This window comes from Emergencia sp. 1XD21-10, from assembly GCF_009936045.1.
Lineage (GTDB): Bacteria > Bacillota > Clostridia > Peptostreptococcales > Anaerovoracaceae > Senimuribacter > Senimuribacter intestinalis.
Map to the genome: position 1 here is coordinate 146,764 of NZ_QWEQ01000003.1, position 16,028 is coordinate 162,791.

18 protein-coding genes are annotated in these 16,028 nt (G+C 46.7%); all 18 read right to left on the reverse strand.

The genetic code is table 11. The features are described from left to right. Positions 1 to 46: 46 nt before the first annotated feature. The 18 genes from D1151_RS02130 to D1151_RS02210 all read right to left on the reverse strand — a co-directional run bounded on the left by D1151_RS02130 (position 47) and on the right by D1151_RS02210 (position 16,023). Positions 47 to 520, reverse strand: a complete 474-nt coding sequence (locus D1151_RS02130) for an RNA polymerase sigma factor (RefSeq protein ID WP_016296664.1) — start codon at positions 518 to 520, stop codon at positions 47 to 49. Positions 521 to 586: 66 nt separating this feature from the next. After that, positions 587 to 1,030 carry a sigma factor-like helix-turn-helix DNA-binding protein gene (locus tag D1151_RS02135; protein WP_016296665.1) on the reverse strand — a complete coding sequence of 148 codons (444 nt, stop codon included), beginning with the start codon at positions 1,028 to 1,030 and terminating at the stop codon, positions 587 to 589. Between the two features lie 501 nt (positions 1,031 to 1,531). Further along, positions 1,532 to 1,723, reverse strand: a complete 192-nt coding sequence (locus D1151_RS02145; protein ID WP_161907833.1) for a cysteine-rich KTR domain-containing protein — start codon at positions 1,721 to 1,723, stop codon at positions 1,532 to 1,534. 28 nt (positions 1,724 to 1,751) lie between these two features. Beyond that, positions 1,752 to 2,252 carry an acetolactate synthase small subunit gene (gene ilvN, locus D1151_RS02150; RefSeq protein WP_161907772.1) on the reverse strand — a complete coding sequence of 167 codons (501 nt, stop codon included), beginning with the start codon at positions 2,250 to 2,252 and terminating at the stop codon, positions 1,752 to 1,754. Continuing rightward, complete coding sequence (ilvB, locus tag D1151_RS02155) at positions 2,249 to 3,985, reverse strand: biosynthetic-type acetolactate synthase large subunit (protein ID WP_161907773.1); 1,737 nt, start codon at positions 3,983 to 3,985, stop codon at positions 2,249 to 2,251. Before ilvB ends, ilvN begins: the two co-directional genes overlap by 4 nt. An 84-nt stretch (positions 3,986 to 4,069) precedes the next feature. After that, positions 4,070 to 4,645: a TetR/AcrR family transcriptional regulator gene (locus tag D1151_RS02160; protein WP_161907774.1), complete on the reverse strand. Its 576-nt coding sequence runs from the start codon at positions 4,643 to 4,645 to the stop codon at positions 4,070 to 4,072. Positions 4,646 to 4,781: 136 nt separating this feature from the next. Further along, a complete protein-coding gene (locus D1151_RS02165; RefSeq protein WP_161907775.1) occupies positions 4,782 to 5,156 on the reverse strand; it encodes a TnpV protein in 375 nt (124 codons plus the stop codon). Beyond that, on the reverse strand, positions 5,137 to 11,343 hold the full coding sequence (locus tag D1151_RS02170; protein ID WP_306770837.1) for an LPD25 domain-containing protein: 6,207 nt from the start codon (positions 11,341 to 11,343) through the stop codon (positions 5,137 to 5,139). The genes D1151_RS02165 and D1151_RS02170 overlap by 20 nt, the downstream gene beginning before the upstream one ends. A gap of 158 nt (positions 11,344 to 11,501) precedes the next feature. Next, entirely contained in the window at positions 11,502 to 12,092 is a 591-nt protein-coding gene (locus D1151_RS17285; RefSeq protein WP_306770829.1) for a TnpV protein, read from the reverse strand. A 615-nt stretch (positions 12,093 to 12,707) separates the two neighbouring features. Then, positions 12,708 to 13,166 carry a hypothetical protein gene (locus tag D1151_RS02175; RefSeq protein ID WP_135976771.1) on the reverse strand — a complete coding sequence of 153 codons (459 nt, stop codon included), beginning with the start codon at positions 13,164 to 13,166 and terminating at the stop codon, positions 12,708 to 12,710. A 70-nt stretch (positions 13,167 to 13,236) separates the two neighbouring features. Continuing rightward, positions 13,237 to 13,461, reverse strand: coding sequence for a hypothetical protein (locus D1151_RS02180; protein ID WP_135976772.1), 225 nt, complete (start codon positions 13,459 to 13,461; stop codon positions 13,237 to 13,239). Continuing rightward, positions 13,458 to 13,664 carry a hypothetical protein gene (locus tag D1151_RS02185; protein ID WP_135976773.1) on the reverse strand — a complete coding sequence of 69 codons (207 nt, stop codon included), beginning with the start codon at positions 13,662 to 13,664 and terminating at the stop codon, positions 13,458 to 13,460. Before D1151_RS02185 ends, D1151_RS02180 begins: the two co-directional genes overlap by 4 nt. A gap of 12 nt (positions 13,665 to 13,676) precedes the next feature. After that, the gene (locus tag D1151_RS02190; protein ID WP_161907777.1) at positions 13,677 to 13,925 is read right to left on the reverse strand and encodes a hypothetical protein; all 249 of its coding nucleotides are present in this window, start codon (positions 13,923 to 13,925) and stop codon (positions 13,677 to 13,679) included. 11 nt (positions 13,926 to 13,936) lie between these two features. Beyond that, on the reverse strand, positions 13,937 to 14,632 hold the full coding sequence (locus D1151_RS02195; RefSeq protein ID WP_161907778.1) for a hypothetical protein: 696 nt from the start codon (positions 14,630 to 14,632) through the stop codon (positions 13,937 to 13,939). Continuing rightward, positions 14,632 to 15,237, reverse strand: coding sequence for a hypothetical protein (locus tag D1151_RS02200; protein ID WP_135976776.1), 606 nt, complete (start codon positions 15,235 to 15,237; stop codon positions 14,632 to 14,634). The genes D1151_RS02195 and D1151_RS02200 overlap by 1 nt, the downstream gene beginning before the upstream one ends. Next, on the reverse strand, positions 15,227 to 15,385 hold the full coding sequence (locus D1151_RS16610; RefSeq protein WP_202620368.1) for a hypothetical protein: 159 nt from the start codon (positions 15,383 to 15,385) through the stop codon (positions 15,227 to 15,229). Before D1151_RS16610 ends, D1151_RS02200 begins: the two co-directional genes overlap by 11 nt. A gap of 1 nt (position 15,386) precedes the next feature. Next, positions 15,387 to 15,662 carry a hypothetical protein gene (locus D1151_RS02205; protein ID WP_135976777.1) on the reverse strand — a complete coding sequence of 92 codons (276 nt, stop codon included), beginning with the start codon at positions 15,660 to 15,662 and terminating at the stop codon, positions 15,387 to 15,389. After that, entirely contained in the window at positions 15,652 to 16,023 is a 372-nt protein-coding gene (locus tag D1151_RS02210) for a hypothetical protein (protein ID WP_135976778.1), read from the reverse strand. The genes D1151_RS02205 and D1151_RS02210 overlap by 11 nt, the downstream gene beginning before the upstream one ends. Positions 16,024 to 16,028: the final 5 nt, after the last annotated feature.

Below are 16,028 nucleotides of genomic sequence, written 5' to 3' on the forward strand. Positions count from 1 at the left end.
AGTCCCACGCCAATCAAGAGCAGATTTCTTTTTCGGGCGGTAACGGTCACGGTTGGAGATACTTCCTCATTTCTGCCTTAACCTTTTCCCTTGCAACAGAAACGGATTTCTGAATTGCGGAAGCGGTGCAATGCTCCATCTTACCGATTTGGTAAAAGTTGAAATCATACTCGTAGTAGAGCAGGAAACGCCGCCTTTGTATCTCTGGCAGTCGGGCAACCGCCTTATAGAACATTTCATTTCTTTCTTTTTCAATCATTCTTTCATCAAGCGTTTTAGGCACTCGCAACGCACGTCTGTAAAGGGTTTCATCCCATACCTCGTTAAATTCCCTGTGCCGCTGATTCCATTGTTGAAGATTCCTGTTCCTGCGTTCCATCTGCCGAAATTCAATGAATAACTGCTCTGACACTTCCAGCTCGTGATGTTCCCCCTGCCCGTCCTTAAAACTGATAGAATACCTTGTGCCGCTTTCGGCGGCTTCTTCTTTCAGCGTATATGTCTTTGCCCCGTATGCCATTTCCTTTCCTCCCGAAAAAAATTGAGTGAGAGGATTGCCCTCTCACCCAATAGCCCGTAGGGATGCTTAAATTTCCCCGAAAGGATAAAAAATAGGCTTTAATTTTTTACGGAGCCTTTCAAGGCGTTTATAGACCGCCCTTTCGGTAAGTCCTGCCATTGCCGCAATCTCCCTTGTGGAATACCCCTGCATTTTCAACAGGAGAATGAGCAGGGTATGCTTGTCCACCGTAAGCAATGCTTGATACAATTTCTCGTCCTCAATCTCGTCCAGTAAGTCCGCAACGGTATTCGGCTCTGCCTGCTGTTCGGTGTCCGCCATTCCCTCAAGGTATTCCCCGAAGTCGCTCGTCCATCGGTAAAACCGCCTGTTGGAATTAAAGTCTGCCCTGTCCTCTATGCGGATTTGCTCAATGACCGCTTCATCAACGCCGCACTCCCGCAGCACCTTTTCCTCGGCTTCTTTCCAGATACGCCACTTCCTGTCCTCTCGTCCGTGGTTATATGCCATTTCTTATTTCCTCCAATCCGAATTTTTGAAAATGTAAAAATCCAGATTGGAAAGGCGGCGAACGACAGCCAACAGCGGAAACAGCCTTGCGGCATATTCCGATAAAAAACGACAAAAGAAAAACCGCAAAGGTTCTGTGACCTCTACGGTTATAGGAGATACATATTCTGTTAAGTGGAGATTCTACTTCTGGTTTCATGGTGAGAAGTAGCGTTGCATTGGCAGGGATTTTTTTAACTGGCTTCCTGCCATTCCCCGATATGCTATGTATAGATAAATATTGCTTTGTATGAAAAAATAAATAACCACTCGAAAAAAGGACATAAAAAATCCCTCCAAACTCTAAAACAGGTCTGGAGAGTGTCTGTTAAGTCTTTTCGGGCATAGCAATACCGCCCACCACACGCCGTTTTTTTATATGGTGGGCGTTCGCCTTAAACCCTTATGGAATAAAACAGAGCCGATAAACTGTGATTGCTCACTTGTTCATCGGCTCTGCGTCTATGCGTCTGGCTCTTTAATAATTGAGATATTCCATTTCTCTGCATTGATTAGGGTTTCCTGCCTGCATTTCGGGCAAAACAGTGGGAAATTTTTTAACACTGTATTATTTCGTAACTTCAACCTTGTCTTATTATTGCAAACAGGACATAAAATCCACTTTTCTTTTTGTCTTTCTTTTCTCTGTTTCATTTCTATTTTGCATGAAGCATTACAGCCGTTATCTTTCCGAAATACTAACTGATTCAACTGCAACACTTCCCCCTCTCGTTACTTCAATTCTATTCACAAATTTTCTTTTCAACAAAACGATTAAATCATCATTCTTGTTCTCTGTCTGCATACATTCCAGAAGAACCGTAGAACCATCATAATCAATGACTGTAATTCCAAATACTTTTGAAATGCGAAATAGTTCCGTTATATCTGCATCCGAACAATGATTAACTTTAACAAATAAAATTTCCTTCATGTGGAGTGGTGTATCGGTATAATCTACCACTTTAATCACTTCAACGCTCCTGCTTAATTGTTTTTTTATCTGTTCAAAAGTCCCGTCATCGCTGGTTAGGCTGATTGTCATCCGTGATATCGTCTTATCCTCGGTAATCCCAACGGTCAAACTGTCCAAATTATAAGACTTACCAGAAAACAAGCCTGTGATACGGGCAAGTACGCCTATTTCATTTTCCACAAATAGACAAATCCATCTCTTTTTCATTCTGTACTTTCCTCACTTTCCAAAATCATGTCATTAAGGGAGTTCCCCGGTGGAACAATCGGCATAACATTGATTTCTCTGTCTATGATAAATTCAATAACCGTAGGCGTTTTCGTATTCTGCTTTGCTCTTATCAAAGCTGTTTTTATATCCTCTGGTTTTGTAACACGGATGCCTTTCGCCCCGTAGCTTTCTGCCAATGCTATAAAATCAGGCGTATATTCTGGACAGCAGTGATTCGGGGTATTACATCCTGTTTCACAACTTCTTCGGTAACGCATACAGGTACTCGAATAACGCCTGTCATAAAACATCTCCTGCCATTGCCGCACATTCCCCAAATATCCATTATTCAATATACAGATAATAATAGGCAATTCATAAACAATGGCAGTCGCCATTTCTTGAATGTTCATCTGCATACCGCCATCACCAGAGATGGCAATTACATCTTTATGGGGATTGCCAAGTTTCGCCCCGATTGCGGCGGGAAAACCGTATCCCATCGTTCCCAAACCGCCAGATGTCAACATTTGCTTATTCTCGTTAATATCAAGAAACTGCGTTGTCCATAACTGATTTTGACCTACATCAGTGGTTACAACAGCATCTTCAAAAAGTTCATTAATAGATTGAATAACCCTCTGCGGTGTCAAACCGCTTTTTTCCATGTCAATCGGATATTCCATTTTTAGGCGGTTTATTTCATCTGTCCATTCTGAAATATGTAGTGGCTTTGCCTTTTCAAGCAAAGCACATATCGCCTTTTTCGCATCGGCTACGATTGGAACGTCAACAACAATATTACGGGAAATAGATGCCGTATCAATGTCTATATGGATAATCTTGGCATTTGCTGCAAATTCTTCGATTTTCCCAGTAATACGGTCATTGAACCTTGTTCCTATTGAGAAAAGGACATCGCATTTACTGATTGCAGAATTGGCTGCATAACTTCCGTGAATGCCTATATTTCCAACATACAAATTACTTGTCGTCGGAATTGCTCCTTTTCCCATAATAGTTGTAATAACGGGAACTCCCGTCATTTCTGCAAGCAGTGTCATTTCTTTATTTGCATGGGCAATATTAACTCCGCCGCCTATCAAAAAAACAGGTTTTTTAGCATGGCACAAAATATCCAATGCTTTATTTAATTGCCCCATATGAACGGAAGTATTCGGCTTATAACCCCTTACAGTAATTTCCTTTTGATAGCTGTCGCTGCCATATGCTTTCTGGACATCCTTTGGCAAATCAACAACAACGACTCCCGGCTTTCCTGTCTTTGCAATATAAAAAGCCTTTCTAATTGTTTCTGCCAAATCCTCTCTTTTTCGTACAGTTACCGCATATTTGCTAATGCTTCTTGTAATGCCTACGATATCTACTTCTTGAAATGCATCATTCCCAATAAGGCTGGTTGGCACTTGCCCCGTAAAGCATACAAGCGGAACACTGTCATAATTTGCAGTGGCAATACCCGTAACAAGATTGGTGGCTCCCGGTCCACTTGTCACAAGACAGACACCCACTTTTCCTGTGGAACGAGCATATCCGTCTGCCGCATGAACTAAACCCTGCTCATGACGTGGCAAAATAACATCTATTTCCTTTTCTCCATATAACGCATTAAATAGGTCTATTGCCTGCCCTCCTGGATAAGCAAATAAAGTTGTAACAGATTCCTCTTTTAATGCTTTTACAAATAATTCAGCTCCTGTTATCTCCATAATAATATTCCTCCTTTCGTATGCGTGTACTTGCTTGCATACAACTTATTTTTTTCGGTACTACCATAAGGGCAGTACCGATTTTTACTGTTCCAATCCTTTTATAAACATTTGTACACTGCTTTTTATATATTCATCTTTTTCCACTTTAGATAATTCATTGCCGAAAGATGCATTTAAAAACGCATAGCCAAATGTTGATGAAAAAACTGTTAGAGCCAGAGCATCAAAATCTGCTTTTGGTATTTTTCCCAAATCAAACATTTTATTAAGATACTGCGTGAACGATGATAAAAAAGCCTGTGGAACTTTCATAATGAGGGCAGACGTTTCCTCATATAATTGAGGTGCTCTCAAACCGATAGACAAATTTACAAAATCTGGTGTCATCCTGTCCATATATGCTTTCATAAACATCTCTATATCTGCCTGCAAATCCCACTGCACATTTTCAAAAATTTCTGGGGTTATATTTGCCCTCCATCCCGCTTGGCTTACACCTTGCAACACAATATCTTTTTTATTCTTAAATTTCCGAAACAGAGTACACTCATTCACTCCTGCCGCTTTTGCAATCGCTTTCGTTGTAGTGGCAACATACCCATTATCTCTTACTAGCATCATTGCAGCATCTATAATTTTTTGACTTGTTTCATCCAAATTATCACCTCCATGCAAGTGAACACTTTCATTTTAACAAAAAAATACTTTAAAGTCAATAAAATAGATTTTGCCACATTTTATTGAATACAGTGATTAAAATATCGGCAAGGCTTTTGACCTTGCCGATACTCAGTTATGCATATATGAGTTCTTTTCCTACAATCTCCCTCGCACAAGCCCTTATGTTATTAAGACGCTGTACCCATTCCAAGGCGTTTTCTGCCTTTAACTGTTCTGTTATGCCCTGTGCCTGTTTCATGCCCTCTACGAGCCGTTCCAAGCGTTCCTGCGCCTGCCTGTCAATGTCGGCAAGGTATGTATTCAGCCTGCCGCTTGTGAGAAGATTGGTGTATGTAACCTTACGGTACTGTTTCAGATAGTCCAAGTGCCGCTGTCCCCATGTGCCTATCAGCTCTTCTTCTTCGGCTGGTAAAGCTATACATGGAATTAGATAATCTCCTTGCCTTTCGTATTTGCCGCCCAGTTCCTCAAAAATCGTCTTTGCCATTGTCTGCTACCTCCACATTCTTTTTTATTTTGAATGTCCGCAAAACCCGTCCTACATCCGACGGTCGCCACGGGCAATCTAAATTATGGATGGCGATTAGCCTGTCCTGCACGTTTGTACCTGCACCCATCTTCGGGGTAGAGCCGAACAGCACACGCACCTCGCCGCTCCTTACCTTTGCAAACAGTTCTTTTTTCTGTGCATCGGTGGTCGCTTCGTGGATGAAACGCACCTGCTCCGCAGGGATGCCACGCTGTATGAGTTTCTTCCTCATATCATCATAGACATTATCAAACTGGTCGGGAATCATTTCATAAACATTTTCTCTGACTTCCTGCGTTTCTATTATCTTTTTATTGGTGGGCGTCGATAAATCACAAAAGGCGAGTTGTGCCGCTTTGGTGTCGGCGTGTTCCTCCCAGATGCGGTAAATATTGTCCACGCAGGCGTTGACTTTGCTCTCTGGGTCGTCTGGCAGCATCGGGTCAATCAGCCTCTGGTCGAGTGCCAGTTTCCTCCCGTCATTCGTGATTTTGAGCATATTATCCTGCTGCGGCTTTACAAGCCTTGCCCTTACTTTCTCGGCTCTCTTGGCAAGCCCCACCACCATTTCCGTCTGGATTTCGCTCGGTTTGGTCTTGATATTGTGGTAATTGACCTTTGGCACGGGGAGTTTCAGCATATCGGCGGTCTGGATGTCCGCAACCTCACGGAACATCTGCATCAGCTCTGGCAGGTTATAAAACTTCGCAAACCTCGTCTTGGCTCGGTAGTTTGTCCCCTCTGGGGAAAGTTCCAGAGCCGTGACCGTTTCGCCAAACGTGGACGCCCAACTGTCAAAATGCTGCAATCCGTTCCTCGCAAGGGTGTCATACTGCAAATACCTCTGCACGGAATACATCTCGACCATCGAGTTTGAGATAGGCGTTCCCGTTGCAAAAACCACGCCACGGCTGCCCGTGATTTCGTCCAGATAGCGGCATTTCATAAACAAATCGCTCGACTTCTGGGCTTCGGTCTGGGCAATTCCGCCCACGTTCCGCATCTTGGTGTAAAGGTAAAGGTTCTTGTAAAAATGGCTCTCATCTATAAAGAGCCTGTCTACCCCCAGTTCCTCAAAGTTTATCACGCTGTCTTTCCGCTTGGTATCATTGAGTTTGTCGAGCTTTGCTTTGATAGCTTTCCTTGTTTTCATGAGCTGCTTGACCGTGAACTGCTCCCCGTGGGATGCCTGCACGTCGTCAATGCCACGCTCAATATCGTCAAGCTGACGCATGAGCTGTTCCCTCTGGCGTTCCTCGCTGATGGGGATTTTCTCGAACTGCGAGTGTCCGATAATCACCGCATCATAAGCCCCTGTCGCAATCCTGCCGCAGAATTTTTTACGGTTTCCCGTTTCAAAATCCCGCTTGGTCGTCACAAGAATGTTGGCAGATGGGTAGAGCCTTAAATACTCCGACGCCCATTGACCGACAAGGTGGTTCGGCACGACAAACATAGACTTCTGGCAGAGTCCGAGCCGTTTGCTTTCCTGTGCGGCGGCGACCATTTCAAAGGTCTTGCCCGCCCCTACTTTGTGTGCAAGGAGCGTATTACCGCCGTAAAGGATATGGGCAATCGCATTGACTTGGTGCGGTCTTAATTTAATCTCTGGGCTGATGCCGCCAAACGTAATATGGCTTCCGTCATATTCACGGGGTCTTATACTGTTAAATGTGTCATTATAATAGCGGACAAGGCGGTTCCTCCGCTCTGGGTCTTTCCAAATCCAGTCCCCAAACGCCTGCTTTATCACCTCCTGCTTTGCCTGTGCCGCCGTGGTTTCCTTATGGTTTAATACCGCTTTTTTATTGTTGTGTTCGTCATAAATATAATCAAAGATACGGGTGTCCCTTAAATTTAAGGTATCCTCCATAATGCGGTAGGCACTTGCCCGCTTCGTGCCGTAAGTGCTGTCCGCCTTGACATTCCCCACGTCGGAACTCTTATTCTCGATAAACCAGTCGCCGTTATATGCCGTGTAGCGTACTTTCAGCTTGCCCTCCGCATAGCTCGACGGCGTTAAAAGCTCCAACATAAACTGCTGTATATCTTCCTGCGGTATCCACGTCGTACCCAGACGGACGGAGATTTCACTTGCGGGCAAATCCTTTGGGATGACTTTTTCCAGAGCCGCCACGTTGACGGCAAGCTCTGGGTCTGCCTTTGCCGCTATCTTTGCAATTTTCAGTTTCTCCCGCACGTTGCCCGATAAATACTCGTCTGCGGTTACATACCTTGCAGGCTCGGAAGATGGCACTTTGAAGATAACGCCCTGCAAATCATTGATGATTTCCTCCTGCATCATGCCCGTGAGCTGTGCCATATAGGATAAATCGACACGGGCTTTCTCCCCGATGGAGAGGGCGAGGGCTTCACTGGCGGTTTCCACAAAGGTCACTTCATGATGGGGCTTTATCGTCCTCTTGGAGAACATATCCGCCTTTCTCTTAAATTTCCCCTCATCGTCAAGCACTTCAAGGGAGCATAACAGGAAGTAGCTTTCATCTGCCGCAAAAGCAAGGTAGTTCCCCCTGCTGTTAATCAGACCGTACTTTTTTGTAAACACATCGTATAAGCGGTTTAAGTTTTTCTGTTCGGTCTGTATCATTTCCTCTGGGTAATCGTCGGTCTGGTACTGGATGAGCTTTCTCACGCAATCACGGATTTCCAATAATCCCTTAATGCGGTTTTCTGCGGTCATGGATACCTTTGCAGGGGTCATGGTGTTATTCTCTCGGAAGTAAACCCTGCCGTCCACAAGGGCAAAAGAGAAGTTCCGCACGTTCGGGTCGGCAGGGATGGATTTATCCTGCTCGTCAGAGATTCGGTCAATCTCATTTTCAATCTCTGGGATTTCGCCGTCTATCCGCTGCATGGCTTCATGGAGAAGCCCCGCAAGCGGCATATCGGGATAGGCTTTGCAGGCACTGTCCATGCCGAACCTTGTGCTTTCCATCTTCATCTTGCCTAAAATCATTTCTGGGTGGGATACAAAATAGCTGTTCATCGTGACGCCGTTTTCATCTGTGTCAAGGTGTACCCACTCTGGTTCAATGTCAATTACGCTGTCACGCTTTTGCAGGATAAGGATGTCGCTCGTGACCTCCGTGCCTGCGTTTGCCCGAAATGTGTTGTCGGGAAGCCTTACCGCACCTAAAAGCTCGGCTCTCTGTGCGATATACTTCCGCACCTCTGGGCTTGCTTTGTCCATTGTGCCCTTAGAGGTGATGAACATCACAACGCCGCCTGCCCGCACTTTATCCAGAGCCTTTGCAATAAAATAGTCGTGGATTAAAAACTTCTGGGCATTGTAACGGCTGTCATTGACCTTGAACTCCCCGAACGGGATATTGCCAAGCACCACGTCAAAGTGGCTGTCTGGGAGCTTTGTGTCCTCAAATCCCTCAATAGCGATACTGGCTTTCTGGTAGAGCTGCTTCGCAATCCTGCCCGATATAGGGTCAATCTCAATGCCGTGCAGTTTTGATTTCTCCATGTTTTCGGGCAGAAGTCCTAAAAAATTGCCCGTGCCGCAGGACGGCTCTAAGATGTTCCCCTGTGAGAATCCCAGACGGTCAAGTGCTTCGTACATCGCCTTAATGACGACTGGCGGCGTATAAAAAGCGGTCAGCGTGGATTCCATAGCGGCACGGTATTCCTCGTCGGAAAGTTCCGCTTTCAGCTCCTTGTATTCGTTTGCCCATGCCGCATTTTTTTCATCAAACGCCATAGACAGACCGCCCCATCCCACATACTTTGCAAGGGTTTCCTGTTCTTCGGGCGTGGCAAGTCGGTTTTCTATCTGAAGGTCGTGGAGAAGTCGGATTGCTGCCATATTGTTTCGGAACTTCTCTTTTGCACCGACAACGCCTAACGCATCATCGGTAATATGATAATTGTGGCGGTCGGCAGAAACAGCAGGAGAAGTCGGATTTGCCGTTTTGGGAACTTCTGCTTTTTCTTCGGGCGGTAATTCTTCCTGTGCCTGCTCCAAGAGCCTGCGGACATAGCCGATTTTCTCCACACGGTTTATCGGAAATCCCATGCTGTTCTGGAAAGTGACGTCACGCATGGAAACATCGCCGCTGATTTTACCGACGCTTTCTATTACATAGCGGCGGTTGTCAATCACAATCTCTTTGCCGATGAGGTCAGAATTATCCTGTGCAGGCAGAAGCCCTCTGTCTTGGCTCTGCGTAGGCTCGACAGCCTTTTCCGCTTTCGGGCGGTGGGAGTACAGGGCTTTTTCCGCTTCATCAAATGTGTCAAAGCCGCCTGCTGTCGTATTGGCAGTATCCTTTTGCTCATCATATCCGTATCGGTTGTAATATTTGCCGTTAGGATACTGCATGATAACGATGGCTTCATCACCAGACAAGTATCTTGCTATGATAGGGCTTGCCGCTTCCTTATCCGCAGCGGTTTTTCTGACCTTTAAAAGTCCTGCTTCGGCATCTTCCTCGGTTGGATAGGTCAGTACCATACCGTCCCCGTTGATATAATAATCCCCACGGCTGTTGTCCCAGATAGCATAAGCATCTTCGGGGTCTGGGAAAGCGTCGGAAGTCATTGTGACCTCAAACCGTTCTTGTAGCGGCTCGGTTTCCTGTTCCTTAGCAGACATTTCATCAATGGCAGGCTGTTCCTCTTTATTTTCTATTTCTTCGGTCTGTTCCTTATCCCCGCCTTTCCTGTTCCAGTCGGATTCGGTAGCCAAAATCTCGGCAAGGAGCTTTTCATCTTCTGCCGTCAGCTCGGTATGACGCTCTAAGAATGGGATGAACACATCCTGCCCGAAACGCAGGGATTCCATTTTCTCTCGGTAGTAATCTTCCCCCTGCCGTTTCCATTCTGGGATAAACGGGCAATCGGGGGAGAGGGAGTATTCATAAAAATTTCGGATATGGGCAATCAAATCTCCCTCACCATCACCGATGTCAAACCGCCCCTCATAATGAAATTCTTCCCCGCCGATAACTGCATGGATTTCAAAGTCGGTCTTTTTATACCAGCCGACACCCTTACTCTCATCCAGTCTTTCATAATGCTGTTTTTCATCTAAAACGCCAAGCAGCCTGTTCCCAAGTGCAAAGCTAAGCTCCGTAAATCGGTCGTTCAGCTCCCTGTCATAAAAAGCAGGATGCTCGGAGAACCCGATGGAAAACGTGATGCTGTCGGGCTTTTCCTCGGCAAGCGTTTCCGTTTTCTGGCTTTCGGTGATGACCGTTTTCAGATGGTCGTTGGCAGGGTTTTCTTTTAACTTTTCCTCAAAATCACCCCTGCTGAACTCTTTTCCAAACAATGGGAACTCCGCATTACGCAAAGACACGGCGTTTTCATCAAAGGCTATGATTTCATATTTATCCGCACCGATATATACCACATCGCCCTCATGGTAGAGGTAGTGGAGAGGGTACAGCTCCGTAAGCTCCTGAGAAAAACGCCACGAATTGCTTCGGCTGTAAACGCTTGTAGTCTTTTTCTGCACTAAAGCCAAAAAATCAAGCATTTCCTGCACGTTATCTGGATGCTGCAACGCCTGCTCCATAAGGTCGGCAGGCATATCCGCAAAATCCTTGCAGCCAACCACGCCCAACAAATCTTTCTCATATCCGTCCAAATCTCGGATAAAATCAGAGAGCCGCAGGGCGAGCGTGTCCCTCTTGTCGGCAGGCGGCAGCTCCCTTTTTTCTTCAATGAACCGCTGCCTTTTTAGCTTCCTCTGGGTGTCGATTTCATACTGTGGGGCAGATATGCTTTCCAGATAATCGGCATAATGGTCTTTCTCTTTGGGATTGAGATAGCGGTTATCCTTAACAAGCTCACGCAGGCGTTTTTCCGCTTTAGACCAACTTAAAACAAGGTCATGTTCAGTGGAAATGCCGGCACGGTCAATGGCGATGCCCTTGCCGCTATACCACACATATCCCTCCGTGCCGTCTGAAAAGTCAACAAAGAAACCGCCCGTGCCGTATTCCCTTTTCAGAAAATCAATGTTATTCTTTTTATCTTCCTGCTTCTGGAACTGATGGTAGATGCGGTATTTACCATCCGCATAGCTGCTTCCTTTTACAAGGACGGCATCAATATCCTCCTGTGAAACAGCAAAAGCAGAGGATTTTTCGTCCTCTGCTTCAGCTATCATTTCAATCTGTTCGTCTACGGTCGGGAGATTTGCGGCAACCTCTTCCTCATTGGCAACGCTGCCTTTTTCAGTTCCCGCCTGTTTTTCTGGCTCTGCTGTCTGTGCCGCAGCCGTTTTTTCTTCCTGTCTGCCACCGTCCGATTCTGGCTCTGATTTTTCTAACTGTAAATCAGTTCTTCCAGTATCACTTCCTCCGCCTGGCTGCGGATGGCGTTCATCGCCTGCACCCACTGCATCGGTGCTTTCTCTTTCAGTTCCTCCGTCACGCCCTGCTCCCTGCAAAGCTGCTTCGTCAGAAGCTCCAGCCGCTGCAATGCCGTCTGCTCGGTCTGGTGCAGGTGTGCGTTCAGCCCGCCCGACGTCAGCAGGTTGAGGTAAGCCACCCTCTTGTTCTGCTCCAGATAATCCCTGTGCATCAAAGCGTACCTGCCAAGCGGAAGCTCTGGCTCTGTCGGTAATGTTAGGTCGGGAATAAGATAATCCGCCTGTTTCGTGTAAGTGATTTCGCTCATTGTATTCGCTCCTTTCGGGTTGTTTCCTGCCTTTATCATACTGGCTTGTGATATTTCTTGCAAATGTGCGGTTCTGCTGTTTCGCTTCGATTTGCACATTTCGGACTGCCGCAGAGATTTCCCGCAACGCCATCTCGGAAATGTCGCTTGTGGCGATGCCGATGGCATTAAGGGTGGCAGGCGTATTGAAATTTGTGATGTCAACAAAATCCTCAAGCTCAAAATAGCCGTCCGCATCCAGTCCGCAGCGGCTCAAAAGCATATATGCCACGCTGTTTACGGCAAGCCGCTTGTAAATCACTTCTATATTAAAATCGTCCAGTTCCTCTAAAAAACTGTCTTTCGTACAGCCTTTAAGCTGTGAAAGGTAATCGGGCAGGTTATCCTGCACGGCGTTCTCCGCCGTCTGCATTAAGAAATCAGCAAAGTCGCTGCCCTCCGTACCGCCGAACCTGTCCGCAAGCCGTTCCATGACAGGCTGCTCGTACCGCTTATCCATCTGCCATATCGGGACGGGTCGGCTTCCATAATAGCCCTCATGGGTGTCGGAAACGTCAAAATAATATTTCAGCGTGTTCCTGCGTCCTTTCGGGTCAAAGACCGCTATGCCCCTGCTGTCCTTATTTACCCACCTCTTAAAGAGCCTGTTCCAAGTGCCAATCTCGGCAACAGCGACAGCGTCTGGGCGTTGGGCATAGATTAAGAGCTGCTCGTCAAAGCGGCACTTGTAGTTGCGGCAGGCAGAGGATAAAAAGCCCTGCCAAGCCTGCGGGTTTCTCGTGACGTCCCTCCCTGTGCGGCGGTACAGCTCTGTGATTAGCTGGTACTTTGCAGCCATAGGCTCACACCTCCTTATCGTCCTAAATCCCTGTTTTTATGCTTCCTGTCATATTCCCCGCACCGTTCGGCGATTTCGGAATACATCTTTTCCCTCATATCCCGCTCATAGGCTCGGTATTCCTTTGCCTTTTCCGTGGGCTTGTACCAGACGCTTTTCTGGTCGGCTTCGTCCATCTGCCCGTAACGGTCGTCAATCTGGTCAATAAACCTCTGATAGATGGCACGGGCGGCAGGGGCGTCCTTTGCATAACGGTAACGGTCAAGGCTTTTATGAGAGCCACGAAGCTCGGCATATTCATAGAGCATACGGATAACCTCACGGTCAAGCCCTTTCTGCCCCTCGGCGGCATAGATTTCCGACAATCCCTTGCACCTCCATGAATGGTAGGGAGATGTGTCATTGGAGCTGTGGGAAGACACATACACGCCGTCTTTCTTTACCGTAATGCGGTTGATAAGCTCGGTACTCAATCCCTATCACCGCCCGATAAAACAATCTGTTCCATAAAATATCAATCCTCCTGTTGTCCATGCCCCGCCTTTAGGCAGGGGCATAGCTGATTTTGTTTTGTTCCATCCTCTGTGCAAACTCCCGAACGGCGTATTTTACGCCGTCAATCTCTGCATGGGTTTCGTCCAGATAGCGGCAGACGGCAAAATAATCCTCCCCGTTCCCGTAAAGCATACGGATGATGCCGCCATCGGGAACAGAAAAAAGTGCCTTTCCTACGCTGTCCGTCATGCAGATTTTCCGTCCTCCGCTCATTCCGTGCCACCTCCCAGAAAAGAGATGACCTTGTTCCCTTTGATGCTCTTTTGCAGCTCATTGATGAGAGTGATGTCCGCAACCGTGATTCCCTGCATGGAGAGGATGTCGTCCATCGTCATGGCGGCGATGGCTTTCTCATCAGTAAACCCTGCTTCAAAGACTTTGTTTAACACTCTGACCGCTTTCTGGTTTACAGCCATTCCATATCCCTCCTATCGTTCATACTCTTTTTGCTTTGACGACAAAGACGGTAATCTTCCGCCATTCAAATCCAATATCTGCTCAAGATATTCTTTTTCCTTATCCTCAAATATCTCATAAAAGAAATCAGCAAAACCCTCGCCGTCTTTCCTTTCGGGTGAATTGTCAATACCGTCACACCATTGACGACAGGCTTCCTCCAATACCATAGCAAAAACAGCTTTCTTTTCCCTGCTTCTTGATATATCCTGAATCGTCATACCACTTCTCCTTACCGCTCATGCTCTTTATGCTTCACCGCTCTTTGCTGTTTCACATCTTCTGTTTTAGGCTCATAGGCGTGTCCGTTCCTCTCCATACGCTCGGCAAACTCGCAGATGTGGTAAAGGTTGCTGCCTACCTCGGTATGGTACTCGTCAATATAGCGGCAGGTCTTTTCCGCTTTTTCTCCCCAACCATAAGTGATGATGATTTTACCGCCGTCTGGGATGCGGAACTTCTCTTTGTAATGCGGGTCAATAAAACGGATGCCCTGTTCTGCTTTTGCCATATGCTTATCAAGCCATTCTTTCACATAGCAGTAACAGTAAAAATTATAATCACCTTTGGTCGGGTTGCATCGGAGCAGGAAAGCGTGTTTCTCCGTATCCACACGGAAGCCGTACTCCGCACAATAATTACCCTTAAAAGCACTTTCGGGATTCTTCCCCGCAAACGCCGCCATATCATAGCGGTTGTGGAGAATCCCTTTATCTTCACGCAGGGCGTTTATCACATCATCAAGCTCCGACTTAAATTCATCCGTTTTCCACTGCTCCCTTGTATCAAACCAAGTAGTGTAAAAGCCATATCCAGAAGCTGCAAAATCCCCTCGCAGATGCCCGATGCACCCTGTCTGCCCCTCAAGCTGCATACTCTGGGCATAGGTGTATTTCTGTTCGGGCTGCGTCAAAGCTCGTATCTCCATCAGCGTTCCTCCCTGCTCTTTGATTTTTTCGCCTTTTCCTGTTCCTTGATTTTAGAAAGGGCTTCCTTTGCCCAATTGGGCATTTTCTCTGGCTTGATTTCTCCAAGCACATCGTACCTTTCCCATCGGGCGTGCCTGCCGTCTGCAAGCGAAGTTCCAAACACCGCCTGCCCCCTGCCGCCCCTCGCACCGTGCCCGCCGTCCACCAATACAAGCTGATAGGCGGAATGTCGGTACTCATAACGATTGACTTCGGCATTGATGACAACAACTTTTCCCACAATATTTTTATCCCTGTCATCGGGGAAACAGTCAGAAATGGTAAACGGCGTCATGTCGAACTTGAATTGTTCCTGCTCGGCTCTCACAATCCCTATCTGCTCCTGCACCCTGTCCGTAAAAATCTGCATGGCTTCCAGATAATCGTCAGAACCGACCGCATCCGTCACCCATTCTGCGGACAGGGGATTGTCATAAGTGCAGTAGCAGACTAAAAAAGGATATTCCTCTTTCAAATCCACACCGAACACGACTTCCTTTTTACCGATATGGATGCTCTGTGTGACCTCATAGGAGCTAATCATCCGTTTTTCTTCATTCTCCATCGGGCTTCTCCTTTCCCTGCTTTTTCTCCCTCTGCTCATCTAAAATCTTTCGGATACAGACATCGCAGAAGATGGTACGACTGTCCTTATATCGGGGATAAGGACAGGTCGTGCAGTCATATTTCTTTGGGTTTTCATTGCTGCTCATGCTACCGCTCACGCCCATCGTGCTGCTTCGCCTTTTTATCGGGCTGCTGATTGTACGGCATCTGACACTCCGACTGGTAGCGTTCATTCATCTTTTCCCTTGCCGCTTCAAGGGTGTTGCAGTAACAGCCCCAATAATAGTTGCCGCCGCCTTTGCAGTACCAGCATACATACGGGTTCGGGGCTTTCGGGTGATGCCCGATGACAAGCTCCGTATTCCCGATAGTGCAGCTCTCTATGATTGCATAGCCCTGATTGGAGCGTGTTTCACCGTTCATAGGCGTTCCTCCTTTCTCTGGTTTGCCCACGTTCTCTGGGCATAGAGGTATGCCCTTGTGGTATTTCCTTTTGTTTTCCGTCCATATATTGCTGCAATTCATACTGGCAGGGGACGTACAGCCTGCCGTTCTCCACGCAACGGAAAATATCGCATTTCTTATCCGTGGATGCAGCGTAAAAATCATCATAAGAGTAGGAAAATTTCTGGCTTCCCTTACCATAATAGTCAGCGGCAAAAAAGCCAAGTTCCCTGTCTGTTTTTAATCTGCGGGTAATCTTGAAAAAATCATCTTCCCGCTTTGTGAACTGCCGCTCTGGGATAAAGTGATGCCCACCGTATTCAAAAGATTTATCCTGCATTTTTC